Origin of the sequence: Nitrospina gracilis 3/211 (assembly GCF_000341545.2) — a bacterium.
Taxonomy (GTDB): domain Bacteria; phylum Nitrospinota; class Nitrospinia; order Nitrospinales; family Nitrospinaceae; genus Nitrospina; species Nitrospina gracilis.
The window spans coordinates 2,703,896-2,721,910 of record NZ_HG422173.1 but is presented as its reverse complement, the minus strand read 5'-3'; the positions used below and the strand labels follow the sequence as shown (position 1 = coordinate 2,721,910).

At 57.7% G+C, this 18,015-nt stretch carries 18 protein-coding genes; 5 read left to right on the top strand and 13 right to left on the bottom strand.

The features are described from left to right. Positions 1-13: 13 nt before the first annotated feature. Together bioA and TX82_RS13000 are read left to right on the top strand one after the other, a co-directional pair. Entirely contained in the window at positions 14-1,387 is a 1,374-nt protein-coding gene (gene bioA, locus TX82_RS13005) for an adenosylmethionine--8-amino-7-oxononanoate transaminase (protein ID WP_005011607.1), read from the top strand. Then, positions 1,388-1,756 (top strand): 6-pyruvoyl trahydropterin synthase family protein, encoded by a 369-nt coding sequence (locus TX82_RS13000; protein ID WP_005011605.1) that lies wholly within the window; start codon positions 1,388-1,390, stop codon positions 1,754-1,756. Between the two features lie 20 nt (positions 1,757-1,776). Here the strand turns inward: TX82_RS13000 and TX82_RS12995 are convergent, their stop codons facing one another. The 3 genes from TX82_RS12995 to bioD are packed head-to-tail and all read right to left on the bottom strand — an operon-like array spanning position 1,777 to position 5,185. Beyond that, on the bottom strand, positions 1,777-3,432 hold the full coding sequence (locus tag TX82_RS12995; RefSeq protein ID WP_005011603.1) for a formate--tetrahydrofolate ligase: 1,656 nt from the start codon (positions 3,430-3,432) through the stop codon (positions 1,777-1,779). Between the two features lie 21 nt (positions 3,433-3,453). Further along, positions 3,454-4,476 (bottom strand): NAD-dependent epimerase/dehydratase family protein, encoded by a 1,023-nt coding sequence (locus tag TX82_RS12990; RefSeq protein ID WP_005011602.1) that lies wholly within the window; start codon positions 4,474-4,476, stop codon positions 3,454-3,456. After that, entirely contained in the window at positions 4,469-5,185 is a 717-nt protein-coding gene (gene bioD, locus TX82_RS12985; protein ID WP_005011601.1) for a dethiobiotin synthase, read from the bottom strand. Before bioD ends, TX82_RS12990 begins: the two co-directional genes overlap by 8 nt. A 152-nt stretch (positions 5,186-5,337) precedes the next feature. Between bioD and TX82_RS12980 the strand changes: the two genes are divergently transcribed. Continuing rightward, a complete protein-coding gene (locus tag TX82_RS12980; protein WP_005011599.1) occupies positions 5,338-5,625 on the top strand; it encodes a hypothetical protein in 288 nt (95 codons plus the stop codon). On the opposite strand, the gene TX82_RS12975 is transcribed toward TX82_RS12980, so the two are convergent. Beyond that, positions 5,626-6,390: an MBL fold metallo-hydrolase gene (locus tag TX82_RS12975; RefSeq protein WP_005011595.1), complete on the bottom strand. Its 765-nt coding sequence runs from the start codon at positions 6,388-6,390 to the stop codon at positions 5,626-5,628. A gap of 10 nt (positions 6,391-6,400) precedes the next feature. Continuing rightward, positions 6,401-7,330, bottom strand: coding sequence for a cation diffusion facilitator family transporter (locus tag TX82_RS12970; RefSeq protein ID WP_084604034.1), 930 nt, complete (start codon positions 7,328-7,330; stop codon positions 6,401-6,403). 236 nt (positions 7,331-7,566) lie between these two features. On the opposite strand from TX82_RS12970, the gene TX82_RS12965 reads away from it, so the two are divergent. Both TX82_RS12965 and surE read left to right on the top strand, forming a co-directional pair. Next, positions 7,567-8,154 carry a peroxiredoxin gene (locus TX82_RS12965; RefSeq protein ID WP_005011590.1) on the top strand — a complete coding sequence of 196 codons (588 nt, stop codon included), beginning with the start codon at positions 7,567-7,569 and terminating at the stop codon, positions 8,152-8,154. 78 nt (positions 8,155-8,232) lie between these two features. Next, positions 8,233-8,991, top strand: coding sequence for a 5'/3'-nucleotidase SurE (surE, locus tag TX82_RS12960; protein WP_005011588.1), 759 nt, complete (start codon positions 8,233-8,235; stop codon positions 8,989-8,991). 72 nt (positions 8,992-9,063) lie between these two features. On the opposite strand, the gene pnp is transcribed toward surE, so the two are convergent. The 8 genes from pnp to rimP form a co-directional block, all read right to left on the bottom strand. Next, positions 9,064-11,169, bottom strand: a complete 2,106-nt coding sequence (pnp, locus tag TX82_RS12955; RefSeq protein ID WP_005011585.1) for a polyribonucleotide nucleotidyltransferase — start codon at positions 11,167-11,169, stop codon at positions 9,064-9,066. 19 nt (positions 11,170-11,188) lie between these two features. After that, on the bottom strand, positions 11,189-11,458 hold the full coding sequence (gene rpsO, locus TX82_RS12950; protein WP_005011575.1) for a 30S ribosomal protein S15: 270 nt from the start codon (positions 11,456-11,458) through the stop codon (positions 11,189-11,191). A gap of 148 nt (positions 11,459-11,606) precedes the next feature. After that, entirely contained in the window at positions 11,607-12,536 is a 930-nt protein-coding gene (gene truB / locus TX82_RS12945) for a tRNA pseudouridine(55) synthase TruB (protein WP_005011572.1), read from the bottom strand. After that, positions 12,529-12,885 carry a 30S ribosome-binding factor RbfA gene (gene rbfA / locus TX82_RS12940; protein ID WP_005011570.1) on the bottom strand — a complete coding sequence of 119 codons (357 nt, stop codon included), beginning with the start codon at positions 12,883-12,885 and terminating at the stop codon, positions 12,529-12,531. The genes truB and rbfA overlap by 8 nt, the downstream gene beginning before the upstream one ends. A 22-nt stretch (positions 12,886-12,907) precedes the next feature. Then, the gene (locus tag TX82_RS12935; protein ID WP_005011569.1) at positions 12,908-13,204 is read right to left on the bottom strand and encodes a DUF503 domain-containing protein; all 297 of its coding nucleotides are present in this window, start codon (positions 13,202-13,204) and stop codon (positions 12,908-12,910) included. 40 nt (positions 13,205-13,244) lie between these two features. Further along, positions 13,245-15,737 (bottom strand): translation initiation factor IF-2, encoded by a 2,493-nt coding sequence (gene infB, locus TX82_RS12930; RefSeq protein ID WP_005011566.1) that lies wholly within the window; start codon positions 15,735-15,737, stop codon positions 13,245-13,247. 51 nt (positions 15,738-15,788) lie between these two features. Beyond that, a complete protein-coding gene (nusA, locus tag TX82_RS12925; protein ID WP_005011558.1) occupies positions 15,789-17,540 on the bottom strand; it encodes a transcription termination factor NusA in 1,752 nt (583 codons plus the stop codon). Next, positions 17,537-18,004, bottom strand: coding sequence for a ribosome maturation factor RimP (gene rimP, locus TX82_RS12920; protein ID WP_005011557.1), 468 nt, complete (start codon positions 18,002-18,004; stop codon positions 17,537-17,539). Before rimP ends, nusA begins: the two co-directional genes overlap by 4 nt. Between the last annotated feature and the right edge of the window lie 11 nt (positions 18,005-18,015).

Below are 18,015 nucleotides of genomic sequence, written 5' to 3'. Positions count from 1 at the left end.
GAAACCGGATACCATGAAACTCCCCAAAAATGCGCCGCCGCGCGACGAAGACCTGATCCGCGACTTCCATTACATCTGGCACCCGTGCACGCAGATGAAGGATCACGAGACCGAACCGCCTCTATTGATCGACCGCGCCGAAGGTCTGCACCTGTACGACCGGGAAGGCGCCGGCTACCTGGATTGCATTTCTTCGTGGTGGGTGAATCTCTTCGGCCACAACCATCCGCACATCAATCAGGCTATTGTCGATCAGTTGCATAAGATGGCGCACGTCATGTTCGCCGGCATCACTCACCAGCCGGCGGTGGACCTCGCGCACAAGCTGGTCGAATGGTCGTCGCCCAACCTCACCAAGGTCTTCTTCTCGGACAACGGTTCGACGTCGGTTGAGATCGCGCTCAAGATGAGCCTCCAGTTCTGGGCGCAGACCGGCAAGCCGGAGAAAAAACGGTTCATTTATTTGAAGGGCGGGTACCACGGCGAGACGCTGGGCGCGCTCTCCGTGTCCGGCATCGACCTGTTCCGCAACCGCTTCGAGCCGGTGCTGATGGACAACCTGAAGGTGGAAGGACCCGACTGCCTCCGCTGTCCCTACGGCCTCACACGCGACACCTGCAAGGCGGAGTGTTTCGAACCGATGGAGAAGGCGCTGGTCGAGGAACATCAGAATGTCGCCGCCGTCATCGTGGAACCCCTCGTCCAGGGTGCGGCGGGGATGAAAATGTATCCCCCGGTTTATCTGGAAAAACTCCAGACCACCTGCGAAACCCTGCGCGTGCACACCATCTACGACGAAGTCGCCGTCGGTTTCGGCCGCACCGGCGGGCTGTTCGTTTCCGAACAACTTCGCCACAAGCCGACGTTCCTCTGTCTTTCAAAAGGCATCACCTCCGGTTACCTGCCGCTGGCAGCGACGCTCACCGAAGACCGCATCTACCAGGCATTTTATGGCGACTACGACACGTTCAAGCTGTTCATCCACAGCCACAGCTACAGCGCCAACCCGCTGGCGTGCGCCGCCGCCAACGCAACGTTCGAACTGTTCGCCGAAGACGGATTCTGGGACGCGCTCAAAACGCGCATTGCCACCATGCGCGAGTGCGGTGCGATGTTGAAGGAGCTGAAATGGTGCGGCGAGTTCCGGCAGACGGGACTCATCGGGGCGGTCGAACTGGTGCGTGACCGCGAAACCCTGGCAGAGTTCCCCATGGCGCAGAGGGTGGGGTATCAAATCTATAAAAAGGCGTTGCAACACGGACTGTTCCTGCGTCCGCTGGGCAACGTGGTTTATTTCATTCCGCCGCTGGTGATCGATCCCGAAAGCATCCGGACAATGATGGCCACGGCGCGCGATTGCATCCATGACGTGTTGAGCGAGGTCTGAATGTACGAAGTCTATGTCACCACCCGGTTCTCCGCCGCGCACCAACTGCGCGGTTACGACGGCAAATATGAAAATCTGCACGGCCACAACTGGACGGCGAGCGTCACCGTCGAGGCGAAGGAACTGGACGAGATCGGCGTCGGCATCGACTTCGTCGAGCTGAAGAGAATGGTGGACGATTTTCTCTCGAAACTCGATTACCACAACATCAATGAAGTGCCGCCGTTCGACACCCAGAACCCGTCTGCGGAGAACATCGCGCGCTGGCTGTTCAAACAGCTGGAGGCGGCGATCGACAAGCAGCACGCCCGCGTCAAGCGCGTGGAAGTGTACGAAACCCCGGAAAGCGGCGCCGCGTATTTTGAATGAGGCACGGGGTGCCTCTCTCTTTATTTAATCCCTTCAATATGCCCATCGACGACGTCGATGTGCTCCGCCTGCGGATTTTTTGGAAGGCCGGGCATGCGCATGATCTCCCCCGTCACCGGGATGACGAATCCCGCCCCCGCCGACAGTAATATCTCCCTAACCGTCACGGTGAACCCCAAAGGCCGTCCGTACAGTTTGGGATCGTCGGACAAGGACGACTGCGTTTTGGCGATGCACACCGGCAGGTTGTCGTAACCCCATTTCTCCAGGCTTTTGAGATCGCGCTCGGCTTTTTTGCTGTACTCGATCTTCTCCGCGCCGTACATGCCATTCGCCACTTTCCAGATTTTCGTTGGGATGTCTTCCGCCCAGTCGTAGAGCGGGTGGAACGGATCGGGCACTTTCTCTGCGTGCTCCATCACCGTCCGCGCCAGCTCCACCGCGCCGTCGCCGCCTTTAGCGAAATGATCGCTCACCGCGAACGGGACTTTCAGTTTGTTCTCGCAGTGCTCGCGCACGATCTGGATTTCGGCGTCGGTATCGGTGTCGAAGCGGTTGAGGCAGACGATGGGCGGTTCGCGGAATCGTTTGATGTTCTCGACGTGGCGGTCGAGGTTGACCAATCCTTTTGCTAGTCGTTCGGGGTCGGGTGACGTCAACTCGCCCTTCTGCGCGCCGCCGTGCATTTTGAGCGCACGGCAGGTGGCGACCAGCACCACCGCGGCGGTGTCGAGTCCGGCGCTCACGCACTTGATGTCGAAGAACTTTTCCGCGCCGAGGTCGAAACCGAATCCGGCTTCGGTCACCGCCCAATCGGCGAGGCCCATCGCCATCTTGGTGGCGATCACCGAGTTGCATCCGTGCGCGATGTTGGCGAACGGGCCGCCGTGGATGAACGCGGGCACGCCCTCGGTCGATTGCACGAGGTTGGGCATGAGCGCGTCTTTGAGGAGTGCTGTCATCGCGCCAGTGGCATTGAGCGAATCGGCGGTCACCGGTTCGTCGTTGTGGGTGAAGGCGACCAGAATGCGCGCCAGACGTTTTTTGAGATCGCCGAAGTTTCCGGCGAGGCACAGGATGGCCATGATCTCCGAGGCGGCGGTGATGTCGAATCCCCCTTCGCGCGGCACGCCCTGCAGGACACCGCCCAGGCCCAGCACGATGTTGCGCAAGGCGCGGTCGTTCATGTCCATCACCCGCCGCCACTGGATGCGCCGGGGATCGATGCGACTCATGCCTTCGTGGTAAATGCGGTTATCGAGGAGCGCCGACAGCAGATTGTTGGCGGCGGTGACGGCGTGGAAGTCGCCGGTGAAGTGGAGGTTGATCTCGTCCGCCGGGTGCACCTGGCTTTGGCCGCCGCCGGTGGCGCCGCCTTTCATGCCGAGGCACGGACCCAGCGACGGTTCGCGCAGGGCGAGGCACACACGCTGGCCCAGCTTCGCCAGACCCTGGCCGAGTCCGATGGTGGTCGTGGTCTTGCCTTCGCCTGCCGCGGTGGGTGTGATGGCGGAGACGAGGATCAGTTTGCCTTTCGGCGGATGTTTCTCCAGCACGTTCAGCCGCACCTTGGCCTTGGTGCGGCCGTAGGGCACGAGGTCGGCTTCCGTCAAACCCAGCTTCGCGGCGATTTCGGTGATGGGTTGCAGTTCGGGGGTGGTGGAATCGGATGGCATGGCGTCTCCTCTATTAAAAGATTACAGCCAGCGGTGTTCGCGGTACCAGTCGATGGTGCGGGTCAGTCCCTCCTTCAAATCATAACGCGGTCGGAATCCGTACGTGTCAAAAAAACGTTTGGGCGATGCCGTCCAAGCACCCTGGTCGATGTCGCGCACGCGCTGGCGATCGAGAAGCGGTGGGTGCTTGCTGAATTTCGAAAACGTCTCCGACAGAAACGCCAGCGCCGTGAGTGCGGTCTGCGACAGGACAATCCGACGGGCGCGTACGTTCAGTATTTCCATCGCCGCCTCAGCCACCCGGTCCCATGAGTAACACTCTCCGTCCGTAATGAACAACACCCGGTCGCTCTCCGGGGGACGCGCCCCGGCGTGCAGGATGGCGCGGGTGAGATCTTCGATGTAAATGAGTGACAGGATTTTCGGTTTCCTCCCGATGTGCACGTTCCATCCTTTGCTGATGAGCTTGATGTAGTCAAGGAGGTTCCTGTCGCGCTCGCCATACACGACGGGAGGACGCAGGATGGTGATCGGCAGGAAGCGCGAGAAGGTGAGGGCGATCACCTCTCCCGCCAGCTTGGAATGACCGTAGTCCGAGTGCGGCCGGCACGATGCCGTTTCGTCGATGGGAGCATCCAAGGGGGATGGACCCGAGGCGGCGATGCTACTCAGGTGCACAATGGACTTCAGGTGCCTGCCGTGCTCGAGGCAGGCTTCGTACAGGCTGTTGCAGGCGGTGACGTTGTTGCGGTTGAAGTCGGACGGTTTTCGAGCCCGCACCGTGCCGCCGCAGTGGAGAACGACGTCCACCTGTTTCAGCAGGTCGCGGTAGGTGGCCGGTTGCAGGAGGTCTCCGGTATGCAGATCGATTTTCGTTGCATCCAGCCACTTTGCGCGTTTGGGATTCCGCACCAGCGCGTGCACCGTCATGTTTTGTTGAAGAAGTGCATCGACCAGGTGCGAGCCGATGAATCCGCCAGCGCCCGTAACCAGCACGCGTGCGCCATTCAGGCCGGGGATTTCGGTCCTATCCTTGTCAACCATCGAGGAGCGCGGGAAGGTTGATCATCTGTTCGAGATGGGCGCACACTTCCGGAGTGAAGCTGTCGGTGGACAGGTCGTCGATGAAGGGCAGGCGGCCGAGCACCGGAACCTTTGACAGGTGCGAGATGAGCGCGGGTTGCAGGGCTTCGACATCGGTCAGCCCGTCCTCCTTGCGGTCGCTGAAGATCACGCCTTTGACCGGGATGTTGCGGGCGTGCAGAGCGTCTAGGCTGAGCAACGTGTGGTTGAGGGTGCCCAGTTGAAATCCGGCGACGAGGATGACGGGAAAGCCGAGCGCGGCGATGAGATCGATCATGTGATAGTCCGGTGTGATGGGAACGCGCAGTCCGCCGGCGCCTTCGACCAGTAACGGATGGTACCGTTTCGCGATTTCGCGGCAGGCGTCCTCGATGGCGGCGGGGACGATTTCCCTGTTCTCGACTTCCGCCGCCTGGTACGGCGCGGCGGGGGTTTTGAGGATCAGCGGACAGATGGCTTCCAGCGGCTCGTTGAGGCCCGAACATTCCAGAAGGAATTTGGCGTCGGAGTTGGCGGCGGAACTGCAATGCGTGTCCACCCCTGTCTCGATGGGTTTGATGAATCCTGCGTTTTGTCCGTGCTGGCGGAACAGCGTCAAAAGGGCCGCTGTGACCACGGTTTTGCCGATCCCGGTGTCGGTGGCGGTGATGAAATATCCATTTGCAGCCATGAAAAGAGGTCTCCTTGAACAAACGCTTCATTGTAGGCAAGGCGGCGTTGCTTGCCAACGTGAATTTAGCCGGGGGCTCCCTTTTCAGGGCCCCGGCTCTCTGATATAATTTAAAACATTGGAGTTGTTTACCTGAATCTTGAAGGCGATTTATGAGCGACAAACTTGAAATCCTCTGCCCCTGCTGCGAAGCCAAATTGCAGGTGGACCAGAAAACGGGGCAGGTGGTGTGGAAGGAAGAGAAGAAAAAGCCGGTCGGCAACCTGTCCGACATGGTGAAGGACCTCGACCGTCACCGCAAGGAAGCCGAAAGCCTGTTCAAGAAGCAGAATGAAATCGAAAAGGACCGTTCCCGCCTTCTCGACGAGAAGTTTAAGGAAGCGCAGAAGCACGTGGATAAGGACAGTTCCAAACCCCTCCGCGATTTCGACCTGGACTGATCACGCCTCCACTTCCATCCGGTCGTAAGCCAGTTCCACATTCTCCGGCAGTTCCTTGTTCACCGATTCGTGATCGAATTTGTGATTGATGTGCGTCAGGATGGCGCGCTTCGGTTTCAGCATGTCGATGGCGTTCAGCGCGTCGTCGAGGCAGAAGTGCGTCGGGTGCGGCTCAAATCCGAGTGCGTTCAAAACGAGCACGTCCAGCCCCTTCAGTTTTTCCACGCTTTCCTCCGGGATGCCGGAGCAATCGGTGACGTAGGCGAGGTCGTTGATGCGGTAACCCAATATGGTCATGTTGCCGTGAGTGATGTCCACCGGCAGGACGTTGAGACCGCCCAGCTCGAACGGGCTGGATTCGATGACGATCGGGTCGAGTTGAGGGATGCCGCCGCCCATTGGCTTGTGGCCGTTGAAGATGTAATTGAAGTTGCGCTGAATGGCTTCCAGCGTCATGGCATTGCCGTAACAGGGGATGACGGTTTTGTGAAAAAAGTTGAACACGCGCAGTTCGTCGATGCCGTGTACGTGATCGGCGTGGTGGTGCGTGTAGAGCACGGCGTGGATGCGGTCGATACTGTGGTTGAGGCATTGCTGGCGCAGATCCGTAGAGGTGTCGATCAACAGGTTGAAACCGTTGTTCTGCACCATGACCGAGGCGCGGAGGCGTTTGTTGCGCGGGTCGTCGGAGCGGCAGACGTCGCAGGGGCAGCAGACGGTGGGCACGCCGGTGGAGGTGCCCGTTCCAAGGAAAATGAGTTTCATATCAGGCCGATCAGTGTTTCATGTCACACAGCGCGTCCGACACACTGCACGGGCTGAACTCGAACTGGATGGTCGAATGGGTGATGTTGAAGCGGTCCTTCAACAACGCTTTTATTTCCTTCAAAGTGTCTTCCACCTGGGAGACCTTGCTGTTATTCACCAGTGCGTGCGTGCTGAGTGCGTAAATATTTGAACAGATGCACCACACGTGCAGTTCGTGAATGTCCTCGACCGCCGGGATGGCGGTGAGTTCCCGTTCGACCTCTTTCAGCGAGATGCCGCGCGGTACCCCTTCGAGCAGGATGTGGAAGGAGTCGGCGATGATCGACCGTGCGCCCCACATCAGAATTAAGGAGATGAGAGCAGCGATGACCACGTCCAGCACGTACCATTGAGTGTACCACATCACCAAACCACCGAGGAGCACGGCCACCGAGGCGAGGGTGTCGCCAATGACGTGATAAAACGCGCCTTTCAGGTTGAGGTCGTGGTGGTGGCCGTGGCCGACGGAATCTTTAAGAAAATACATGACGGCCAGGTTGGTGATGAGGCCCAAAAGGGCCACCACCATGACCGTAGGCGTGTGCACCGGAAGGGGCGACTGGAACCGTTCGATGGCCTCCCAGAGAATCCATAGAGCCATTATAAACAATAAGATACCATTGGTGAGCGCGGCGAAGATTTCCATCCGGTGGTAACCGTAGGTTTTGGTGGCGGTGACCGGTTTGTCTGCGATTTTGAGGGCAAACCAGCTGAGGCTGAGGGAAAAAACGTCGGTAAGCATGTGGGCCGCGTCGCCAAGAAGGGACAGGCTGTGCGCAAGAATGCCGCCCACCGCCTCCGCCACCATGACAAGGGAGGTCAGGAAGATGGCCAGCTTCAATTTGTTTTGGATCAGGGCGGCTTTCATATTTTTGAAACTTTGGTGGGGTTGGGCCATCTAATCCAGCCGACGACACCCATTTTGGAAAATCAGATAGAATCCAGATTTATAAGAGCTTTCTCATTTTAGGTTGAGCCGGAATACCTGTCAAGGAGGTCCCAAGGGCACTGAAATACCGAAGTTTGTGTTCCTGGAAAAGCCCAATCTGCCAATGCCTTCAATTGAAGACACAGGATCATTTGTGCTACATTAAAACCCTTTGAATTTAACATTTATAGAAAGAGGAGTTAAACATGGCGACATTAGTTGCAAAGCAAGCCCCCGATTTTACCGCTCAGGCCGTCATGCCGGATGGGAGCTTCAAAGAGATCAAACTTTCGGACTACCGTGGTAAATACGTGATCCTCTTTTTCTATCCGCTCGACTTCACTTTCGTTTGCCCGACGGAAATCATTGCTTTCAGCGACAAGATCGACGAATTCAAAAAACGCAACACGGAAGTGCTGGGCGTTTCCATCGACAGCCATTTTTCCCACTTGGCGTGGCGCAACACCGACCGCAAAAAAGGTGGTCTTGGCAATATCGATTACCCGCTCGTGGCGGATCTGGATAAAAACATCAGTGCCTCTTACGACGTGCTTGCTGACGGCGGCATTGCCTTTCGGGGCCTGTTTCTGATCGACAAGGATGGCGTGGTTCAGCATCAACTCATCAACAACTTGCCGCTCGGCCGCAACATCGACGAAGCCATCCGCATGCTCGACGCGTTGCAGTTCCATGAAAAGAACGGCGAAGTGTGCCCGGCCAACTGGACCCAGGGTAAGGACGGCATGAAGCCCGGCCCGAAAGAGTCGCAGGAGTATTTCCAGAAACACGGTTGATTCACCTGGAACTTTCTTTCTGAACGTTTAAAAAAAACAGACAGGCGGAACCTGCGGGCTCCGCCTGTTTTTTTGCCTATGATTGTCCTTACAAATGATGACGGGTTTTACGCCGCCGGCATCCAGTCCGTGTGGCAGGCGCTCAAGCCGCTGGAGGACGTGATCATCGTCGCTCCGGAAAGCGAGCAGAGCGCCGTCGGCCACGCCATCACCCTGGCCAATCCGCTGAAAGCGCTTCCCGTGAAAACCCAGGAACACGGGCTCATAGGGTATGCCGTCAGCGGCACGCCGGCGGACTGCGTGAAGATCGCGGTGACGGAACTGCTGGACGAGCCCCCGGAGATGGTCATCTCCGGGGTCAACCACGGCGGCAACATGGGGACCAGCATCATTTACTCCGGAACCGTGTCCGCGGCGACGGAGGCGGCGACCATGGGACTGCCCGCCATCGCGGTGTCTCTGGATTCGTGGGAAAGCCGCGATTTCAGCGTGGCGACGGAGTTCATCCGCAACCTTTACCCGCTGGTGCTGGAGCACGGGCTGCCGGAAGGGGTGTCCCTCAATGTCAACATCCCCGCCGTGCCGCGTGACGAGATCAAAGGCGTGGCGGTGACGCGCCAGGGCAAGTCGCGCGTCATCGAGAAATTCGACAAGCGCGTGGACCCGAGGAACAACATCTATTACTGGCTGGCCGGGGAGATGACCTTCATGGAAGTGGAGCCGGGCACGGACTGCGAGATGGTGCGGGAGAACTACATCAGCGTCACGCCCATCCATTTCGATTTGACGCGGCACGATGCACTGGACCGCATCAAGGAATGGAAGCTGGAGTTTTGAGTTTTCAAACGGGGAACAAAAAAAACGGGTTCAGGGACAATCCCTGAACCCGTTTTGTTTTTGCGTTCGACTTTAGCGCAGAGCGGCCTCGGCTTCGTCGCGCATGGCCTCCTTGCGGCTCAGCTTGACTTTACCGTTGCGGTCCACGTCGATCACCTTGACCACGATTTCGTCTCCCTCGGAGATTTCATCGCTGACGCGCTTGATGCGCCGGTCGCAGATCTGCGAGATGTGGACCAGCCCGTCGGTGCCGGGGAAGATTTCAACGAAGGCGCCGAAGTCCATGATCTTCTTAACCTTGCCCATGTAAATCTTGCCCACCTCGACGTCCTGCACGAGGTTCTGGATGATGCCGATCGCCTTTTCCGCGGCCGCTTCGTCCGCCGAGGCGATGGTCACCAGACCGCTGTCGTTGATGTCGATCTGGACACCGGTTTTGTCGATGATATCGCGGATCACCTTGCCGCCCGGGCCGATGACGTCGCGGATCTTGTCCACCGGAACCGTTATGGTGGTGATGCGCGGCGCGTATTTGGACATCTGGGGGCGCGGTGTTTCCAGCGCCTTGGCCATTTCGCCCAGAATGAACAGGCGCCCGGCACGGGCCTGTTCCAGCGCCTGCGCCATCAGCTCCTTGGTCAACCCGTCGATCTTGATGTCCATCTGCAGGGCGGTGATGCCGGCATCGGTGCCGACGACCTTGAAGTCCATGTCGCCCAGGTGATCCTCGGTGCCGGTGATGTCCGACAGAATGGCGATGCGGTCCTGCTCCTTGATGAGGCCCATGGCGATGCCCGCTACGGGTTTCTTTACCGGCACACCCGCGTCCATCAGGGACAGGCTGCCGCCGCACACCGAAGCCATCGAAGACGATCCGTTGGATTCCAGAATGTCGGAGACGATGCGGATGGTGTAAGGGAAATCATCGCGGCTGGGGAGCATCGGCGCGAGGCCGCGTTCGGCCAGCATTCCGTGGCCGATTTCGCGGCGGCCGGGGCCGGAGATGAATTTCACCTCGCCGGTGCAGAACGCGGGGAAATTGTAATGGAGCAGAAAGTTTTTGCTTCCACGGAAATCCAGCGTGTCCATGCGCTGTTCGTCAGACGAAGTGCCGAGCGTGGTGGTGACCAGTGCTTGCGTTTCTCCACGGGTGAAGATGGCCGAACCGTGCGCCCGGGGAACGTACCCGGTCTGGCAGGTGATCGGCCGGATTTCGTCCGGTTTGCGTCCGTCCACCCGGGTCTGCGTTTCCAGAGTCAGGCGGCGCATGACTTCCTTTTCCACTTTCTTAAAGTAGCCCTTGATTTCGCCTTCCAGATCAGCGTCGGCTTCCGGGTTGAACTGTTCCTTCATCGACTCCTTCAACTGATCGATGGCATCCTGACGGTCCTGCTTGCCGGGAATCTGCATGGCTTTTTCCATGCCGGGAGTGAGGAACGCGACGATCTTGTCCTGAAGCTCGGCGTTGACCTCCGGAGCTTCGACCTGCGCCTTTTCTTTACCCAGCATCTCGCGCAGCTCGACCTGGATTTTCACGATTTCCTTGATGTGCTCGTGGCCGAAAGCCAGAGCCTCGATCATGGTCGCCTCGTCCAACTCCTGTGCTCCCGCCTCGACCATGGTGATGGCGTCGGCAGTGCCGGCCATAACGAGGTTGAGGTCGCTTTCCGCCATCTGTTCGAGAGTCGGATTGATGAGGAACTTGCCTTCCTTGTCGCGTGCGACGCGGGCGCCGGCAACGGGAGTGTGGAAAGGGATGTCGGAGATGAGCAGGGCGGCGGAGGCGCCGGTGATGGCGGCGACGTCTGCCGGGTTTTCCTGATCGTGGGAAATGACGAAACAGACGACCTGCGTTTCGTTTTTGAAATTGTCCTCAAACATGGGGCGGATCGGCCGGTCGATCAACCGGCAGACCAGCGTTTCCGGGTCGGAAGGCCGTGCCTCCCGTTTCAGAAACCCGCCGGGAAAGCGTCCCGCGGCGTAGGTGCGTTCGCGAAAATCAACAGTCAGTGGAAAAAAATCGATACCCTCGCGGGCGCTGGCGGCCATCGTGGCGGTGACCAGCACCATGGTGTCGCCTTGTCTCACAACGACGGAGCCGTTGGCCTGCTTGGCCAGCCATCCGGCTTCCAGCGACAGGGTTTTGCCGTCCAATACGGTCTCTACCTTCTTTTGCATTCACTTGTCTCCAGTAAAATTAGCGTCGGATACCCAGATCCTGAATGATCTTCTGGTATCGTTCCAGGTCTTCCCGTTTCAAATAGTCCAAAAGCTTGCGCCGCCTGTTGACGATACGAATCAAACCCCGGCGGGAATGATGGTCCTTGCCGTGGGTTTTGAAGTGGTCGTTCAGGTAGTTCAGGCGCTCGGTCAAAAGTGCGATCTGCACCTCGGAAGACCCGGTGTCCTGCTCGGTTACCTTGTACTTCTCAATGATGGTTTGTTTCTTATCCTTCGTTAATGCCATTGCTGACACCTCCTAAATTGGTTCTGCGTTCTGCCGGAGGTGTGCCGAATGTTTTCGTAGAGAAAATTCACACCACGGCCCGTTTGCAACGTCCGGGGAATTTCCCCTGCGAAAACATTCCAGCCACTCCGGCAGGTCTATCAAAAACTCAAATCAAAACGCGTTTGAGCTTAAAAGCAATTTCGTCCGGTTCCAGGTTGATAAACCGGTCCTGATCCACCAGTGGCTCGACGATGGCCACGAGGCGGTTGTCTTCGTTCGTCACACGGAAATTCATTCCCGGTCCAAACCGGTTGGGAGAATGCTGAACCCAGGCCTTGGTAAGGGCGCGGCCGTGGGCAATGGATTGGACTCGATCCGGATGGACCTGAATTTCGGGAAGGAAATCCAGAGCCTGTTCCGCTTGCAGGAGTTTGGTGGAAAGATTGCCTTGTTCCTTGGCGAGTTCCAGTTCTTCCAAAGACAGGGAAGACTCCAAATCGAATTCGCCCACCTTCTCCCGAATCAGGTGCGACATGTGGGCGCCGCACCCCAGCGTTTCGCCGATATCATGACACAAGGTGCGGACATAGGTCCCCGCGGAACAATGCACGCGAAAGTGGACCTTCTCGTCGATCTTCTCGATAAACTCGGTGGCATGGATCCGGATATCCACCGGTTTTCTGTCGATAGTAATACCATTTCTGGCCAATTTGTAAAGGGGAATCCCATTCTTTTTTTTGGCCGAATACATCGGCGGTACCTGTTTCTGCGGTCCCACCAAGCGGGCCAGGAGGCTTTCCACATCTTCTTTCGTCACCCCGGCGGGGTCGCGACGCTCCAGGACCTTGCCCTGCCGGTCCTGTGTGTCGGTGCTGACACCCAGGGTCATCGTCGCCCGGTACACTTTGGTCAGCGGAGTCAGGAACTGGATGACCCTGGTGGATTGGCCGAGGCAGATGGGCAGGACGCCCTCGGCCAAGGGGTCCAAGGTGCCGATGTGTCCGGCTTTTTTGACTTTCAGCAGACGCCGGACCGACCGCACCATGTCGAACGAGGTGGGCCCGGCGGGCTTGTACAGGTTGATGATTTTATTCATCGTCGTCTTTGTGGATTTGCCTCAGCAGCTGGGTGATGCGGTCCACCTGGTCTCCGGAGGCATCCAGTTTGAAATCCAGTTCGGGAATCGCTTTCAGGTACAATCGCTTGCCCAGCTGGCTGCGTAAAAACCCCTTCGCGCTGTTCAGCCCTTTCAGGCTTTCCTCCCGCACCTGATCGGTCCCCATGATGCTGACGAACACCCTGGCATGTTTCAGGTTGTCCGTCAGGTCGATCCGGGTCAGCGTTACGAAGCCGATACGCGGGTCCTTCAGCTCGTGCTGGACCATTTTGGACAACTCTTCCAGGAGCAGTTCCTGGACCCGTTCGGATCGTTTGTAGCGAAACATGATGGTTTCCCGGCTTCCTGGATCAGCCTTTGCCGAGGTTCAGGACTTCTATCTGGTAATCGGTCATTTCGGCCAGGTGCATCTGGTCGATGAAGTTGACAACCTGTTGCATGAGGCCCTCCACGTAGGGACCGTCACCACTGACCGCCGCAATGCCGAGGTGGATGCTCTGGTGCACATCCTGGTCGCCCACCTCGGAGATGCTGATATTGAATTTGTTTTTCACCCGGTCTTTGATGGCCCGGATGATCTTGCGCTTTCCTTTCAGCGATTCGTTGCCGTGCAGGAACAATTTGATGGCGCAACATCCCACTTTCATGGCGGATCCTTGAAAGAACGGGCGCTGTTTCGAACTCGTATTACGGGGCGACTTCTTCCAGCACGAACGGCTCGATGATATCGCCCTGCTTCACATCCTGAAATTTTTCCAGTGACAGGCCGCATTCGTATCCGGAAGCGACTTCCTTCACGTCTTCCTTGAACCGGCGGAGCGTCTGGATTTTGCCCTCGTACACCACCACGTTGTCCCGCAGCAGCCGGGCGCGGCGGTTCCTCTCCAGCGTTCCGGAAAGCACGTGACAGCCCGCCACCACACCGACCTTCGGGATAGTGAACACCTCACGGATCTCAGCACGTCCCGTGACCTTTTCCCGGAAGGTGGGTTCCAGAAGACCCTCCATCGCTTTTTTGATGTCTTCAATGGCGTCGTAAATGATGCCATACATACGTACATCCACGTTTTCCTGCTGGGCCATGGCCGCCGCCTGTTCCGTGGGCCGCACATTGAAGCCGATGACGATGGCGTTCGAGGCGCTTGCCAGCAGGACGTCGGATTCGGTGATACCGCCCACCGCGTCGTGAATGACCTTGATCCGCACCTTGTCGGTGCCGACCCGCGTTACTGCTTCCTGGACCGCCTGGATGGAGCCCTGGACGTCGGCCTTGATGATCAGGTTCAGTTCCTGGATTTTGCCTTCCAGAATCTGCTGGTGCAGGTCTTCCATGCTGATACGCGGTTTTGCCGACAGCACGGTTTCCCGCTGGCGCTGGAGTTTGAGCTGACTCAACTGGCGCGCCCGCTTTTCATCCTTGACCACCATGAACTTGTCGCCCGCATCCGGAACTTCCGGAATACCGACCACCTCCACCGGCATGGCGAGCGTGGCTTCATTGATGGTTTTACCGAGGTCATTGTTCAGGGCGCGAACCTTACCGAAGTAGTTTCCGACGATGAAGGGGTCGCCCACTTTGAGACTGCCTTTTTCAACGATGATGGTGGCGACGGGGCCGCGTCCCTTGTCCAGATGCGATTCGATGACGGTGCCGCGCGCCCGGACCTTGGGATTGGCCTTCAGTTCCATGATTTCCGCCTGCAGAAGCAGCATTTCGAGCAGGTTTTCAAGTCCGGTTCCCATTTTCGCCGAGACTTCGGCGATGATGGTTTGCCCGCCCCATTCTTCCGGAATGAGTCCCTGGTCAGCCAATTGTTTCTTCACCTCGTCAGGCTTGGCATCGGGTTTGTCAATCTTGTTGATGGCCACGACCAGCGGCGTGCCGGCGGCGGTGGCGTGGTGGATGGCCTCCTTGGTCTGCGGTTTCAGGCCATCGTCGGCGGCGACCACGAGCACCACGATGTCCGTGATCTGGGCGCCGCGCGCACGCATGGCGGTGAAGGCTTCATGGCCGGGCGTGTCCAGAAAGGTGATGGGTTTCCCGTTGACCTTCGCCTGGTACGCGCCGATGTGCTGGGTGATGCCGCCTTTTTCCGACTCGGTTACGTTGGTTTTGCGGATGGCGTCCAGCAGGGAGGTTTTGCCGTGGTCGACATGGCCCATGATGGTGACGATGGGCGGACGCGGAACACGGTCCTTCTCATTATCCGGTTCGTCCTCATCCTCAAAGCCCACTTCGGATTCAGGCGTGACGCGTTCCACCTCGAACCCGCGCTGGTCTGCCAGCTTGAAGGCAATATCAAAATCCAGGCTCTGATTGATCGTGGCCATGACCCCCATACCCATCAGGTCCTTGATGAGGTCGTTGGGCGTGCACTTGAGTTTGTCGGACAGGTCGCGCAAAGCGGTGGTGTCCATGAGGCGGACCACTTCAAATCCTTCTTCCTCCACAACGGCAGTGGGTGCAGGGGCCGGTTGCGTTGCCACCGGACGCCTCGGTATGTTCCTGTCTCCGCCGCGTTCGACTTTTTTCTGCGACGGTTGCGGTTTTCCTTTGGCACGGGGAGGCTTGGGCGTGCTCTCCTTGTCCTGGCCCTCTTTTTTGACGATTTTAAGACCCAGCTTGCGTCCGGTCTTGTTCCCGTCCTCGTCCAACTCTTCCTGGTCCACCGGCTTGGCGGCACGGCCGCCGGCGGCGTCTTTCTTTTTCGGTTTGGAGGGCGATGATTTCTCCGCCGGCGCTTTCTTTTGGGTTGCTTCCTTGCCTGGAGCTTCTTCTTTTTTGGCCGCAGGTTTGGTCGCGGCTTTGGGTTTGGCGGTTTCTTTCGCTTCGGTTTTTTTGGAGGTTTTGGCCTTGGCAGGTTTTTTCGCGTCCTCTTCTTTTTTCTCTATGGTTTTGGTAGCAGCCTTGGCAGAGGTTTTGGTCGCCGCTTTTTTCTTGGTCGCGGATTTGACTGTGGCTTTTGAGGTCGCCTTGGTTTTGCTGGTGGAATTTTTCTTTTTGCCGGCACCGTCTACCGGTTTTTCGGTAAAAAAATCCCGTATGTAATTGGCCATGTCCTCATCAATGGAGCTCATGTGGTTTTTGACCGGGCAGTCTTGATTCTTGAGCTCGTCGATGATCTGGTCATTCTGGACGTTGAGTTCCAACGCCAATTTGTTAATCCTGATTTTAGCCAAAGGCAACCTCCTGAACTGTGGATGTTATTTTAGGTCCTCATAATCATCCCCTCAAACGTTTTCGTACTTCTCCATGAGCAGTTTGGCCTGGGTGATGATGGCCTGAGCCGTATCTTCGTCAATACCTTCGATTACCGTGAGTTCTTCCACTGAGGTGACGGACAACTCGGCAACGGTCTGGAACCCGTTGTCGGCCAGAGCGTCGATGATGGAGGGGGGAACGCCCGCCAGCGCTTCAAGCCCGAGTTCCTGTTCTTCCTCTTCTTCCTCATTATTATTTGCGGAAACAGTCTCTTCCTCTGCCGGCACCGGTACCGCTTCTTCGGCGGCGGTTTCTTCCGGCGCGGAGACTGTGGCGGTTTCGTCCTTTTCTTCAAGGGTCTCAGCGGCTTCCGCCAGGGAATCCAGAAACCCGGATTCCAAAGAGGGCTTCTTGAGACTGGGGGAGGTGTAAACGAGATTGTCGTCTTCCTCCGCCTTGTTCACCACGGCCGGTGGAGCCGACGGTGCGGGCTCGGTTGCTTTCGGACGTTTTGCAATCTGTTCTTCCGCAAACTCGACCAGCGATTCCGCCTTTTTCGGTCCGATACCGGGCAGCTCCTGCATGCCGGCGGTGCCGCGCTTCACCACTTCGTCGAAGGAGACGATGTTGTCGTTGAAGAGGATGGAGACGATTTTCTCCCCAAACCCCTTGGTGTTTTTGAGAATCTCGAAAAAGTCCTCCTTGGAGGATGTTGAAGTCTGAAACAGGCTGGGTGCTTCCAGCAGACCGCCGGCCTCCGATTCCCCTTTGATATCGATCTTCCATTTGACCAGCTTGGCGGCGAGGCGCACGTTCTGCCCCTTTTTACCGATGGCCAGCGACATCTGGTCGTCGGCGACAATGATGGTCATCTGCTTTTCGTCCTTGTTCATCAGGATGCGCGAAATCTTCGCCGGACTGAGAGCGTTACGGATGAAGATTTCCGGGTCTTCCGAGAACTCGACGATGTCGATTTTCTCGCCGCGTAATTCCTGCACGATGGACTGAACGCGCAGGCCACGCATGCCGACGCAGGCGCCGACGGCGTCGATGTCGCGGTCGTTGGTGCGCACCGCGATTTTGGTCCGGCCGTTGGGCTCGCGCACGATCCCCATGATCTCCACCATGCCTTCGCTGATTTCCGGAACCTCCAGTTCGAACAGGCGCTTGATGAGGCCGACGTGGGTGCGTGAAAGGATCACCAGCGTGTTCTTCGCCGTCTTGCGAACGTCAAGAACATAGGCGCGCACGCGGTCACCACGGTTGAAGGATTCGCGAAACACCTGTTCCCGTCGTGGAAGAATGCCCTCCGCCTTGCCCAGATCCACGATGATGTCGCCGTGCTCAAAGCGTTGCACGATGCCGTTGATGAGGTCGTCTTTCTTGTCGATGAATTCGTTGTACAGGATTTCAATTTCCGCTTCCCGCACCTTCTGCAGGATGACCTGCTTTGCCAGTTGCGCGGCGATGCGACCCAAGTCCTCCAGTTCCCGTTTCACCAGCACGACGTCCCCGTTCTCCGCGTCGGGATACAGCTTCTGCGCCTGCTTTTTGGTGATCTGTGTTTCCGGATCGCTGACCCGGGAGACGACAGTGCGCTCGGTCAGGATTTCCACCTCGCCGGTTTCTTCGTTGAAATGGCTTTGCAGGGTTTCGAGGTCCGGCAGTTTTTTGCGTACGGCAGCTTCCACCGCGCTCTTGAGAGCATCGATCAGCACGTCGCGGTCGATACCCTTTTCCCGGCACAACTGGTCAATGATGTGGATGACTTCAGAGGTCATAATTTGAATTCGATTTCCAAACGGGCGGAGGCGATGTTGTTGAGCGGAATGGCAAAGGTCTGCCCCTGCGCATCCACGTGCACATCGCCGTCCTCAAAGTTTTTCAGAGTACCCTTGAAGTTTCTGCGGTCGCCGATCGGGGCATAGGTGGTGATCTGGACCTTCTTGCCCAAATAGCGCCGAAAATCCTTTTCCTTTTTCAGCGGCCGGTCCAGACCCGGCGACGACACTTCCAGGATGTAATGCGTGCGGACAATATCGTCCACTTCAATCATATCTTCCACCATGCGGCTGACTTTCTTGCAGTCCTCCACACCCACACCTCCGGGCTTGTCGATGTAAATACGCAGGATCCAGTTTCGACCCTCGCGTCTGTATTCGACATCCACCAGCTCCAGACCCTGGGCCAGAATAACGGGCTCCACCAGCGATTCAACTGCTTGTGGTATTGAGCCTTTGGACATGGTGTGGCCGG

Excerpts from the sequence above, each read along its gene's own strand:
- TX82_RS12935 (WP_005011569.1), bottom strand. The coding sequence starts at position 13,204 with ATGAAAGTGGGATGTTGCGCCATCAAATTGTTCCTGCACGGCAACGAA.
- pnp (WP_005011585.1), bottom strand. The coding sequence starts at position 11,169 with ATGCAAAAGAAGGTAGAGACCGTATTGGACGGCAAAACCCTGTCGCTG.
- nusA (WP_005011558.1), bottom strand. The coding sequence starts at position 17,540 with ATGACCTCTGAAGTCATCCACATCATTGACCAGTTGTGCCGGGAAAAG.
- TX82_RS12965 (WP_005011590.1), top strand. The coding sequence starts at position 7,567 with ATGGCGACATTAGTTGCAAAGCAAGCCCCCGATTTTACCGCTCAGGCC.
- rbfA (WP_005011570.1), bottom strand. The coding sequence starts at position 12,885 with ATGTTTCGCTACAAACGATCCGAACGGGTCCAGGAACTGCTCCTGGAA.
- truB (WP_005011572.1), bottom strand. The coding sequence starts at position 12,536 with ATGAATAAAATCATCAACCTGTACAAGCCCGCCGGGCCCACCTCGTTC.
- rpsO (WP_005011575.1), bottom strand. The coding sequence starts at position 11,458 with ATGGCATTAACGAAGGATAAGAAACAAACCATCATTGAGAAGTACAAG.
- bioA (WP_005011607.1), top strand. The coding sequence starts at position 14 with ATGAAACTCCCCAAAAATGCGCCGCCGCGCGACGAAGACCTGATCCGC.
- TX82_RS12975 (WP_005011595.1), bottom strand. The coding sequence starts at position 6,390 with ATGAAACTCATTTTCCTTGGAACGGGCACCTCCACCGGCGTGCCCACC.
- TX82_RS12970 (WP_084604034.1), bottom strand. The coding sequence starts at position 7,330 with ATGGCCCAACCCCACCAAAGTTTCAAAAATATGAAAGCCGCCCTGATC.
- surE (WP_005011588.1), top strand. The coding sequence starts at position 8,233 with ATGATTGTCCTTACAAATGATGACGGGTTTTACGCCGCCGGCATCCAG.
- TX82_RS12980 (WP_005011599.1), top strand. The coding sequence starts at position 5,338 with ATGAGCGACAAACTTGAAATCCTCTGCCCCTGCTGCGAAGCCAAATTG.
- bioD (WP_005011601.1), bottom strand. The coding sequence starts at position 5,185 with ATGGCTGCAAATGGATATTTCATCACCGCCACCGACACCGGGATCGGC.
- rimP (WP_005011557.1), bottom strand. The coding sequence starts at position 18,004 with ATGTCCAAAGGCTCAATACCACAAGCAGTTGAATCGCTGGTGGAGCCC.
- TX82_RS12995 (WP_005011603.1), bottom strand. The coding sequence starts at position 3,432 with ATGCCATCCGATTCCACCACCCCCGAACTGCAACCCATCACCGAAATC.
- TX82_RS12990 (WP_005011602.1), bottom strand. The coding sequence starts at position 4,476 with ATGGTTGACAAGGATAGGACCGAAATCCCCGGCCTGAATGGCGCACGC.
- TX82_RS13000 (WP_005011605.1), top strand. The coding sequence starts at position 1,388 with ATGTACGAAGTCTATGTCACCACCCGGTTCTCCGCCGCGCACCAACTG.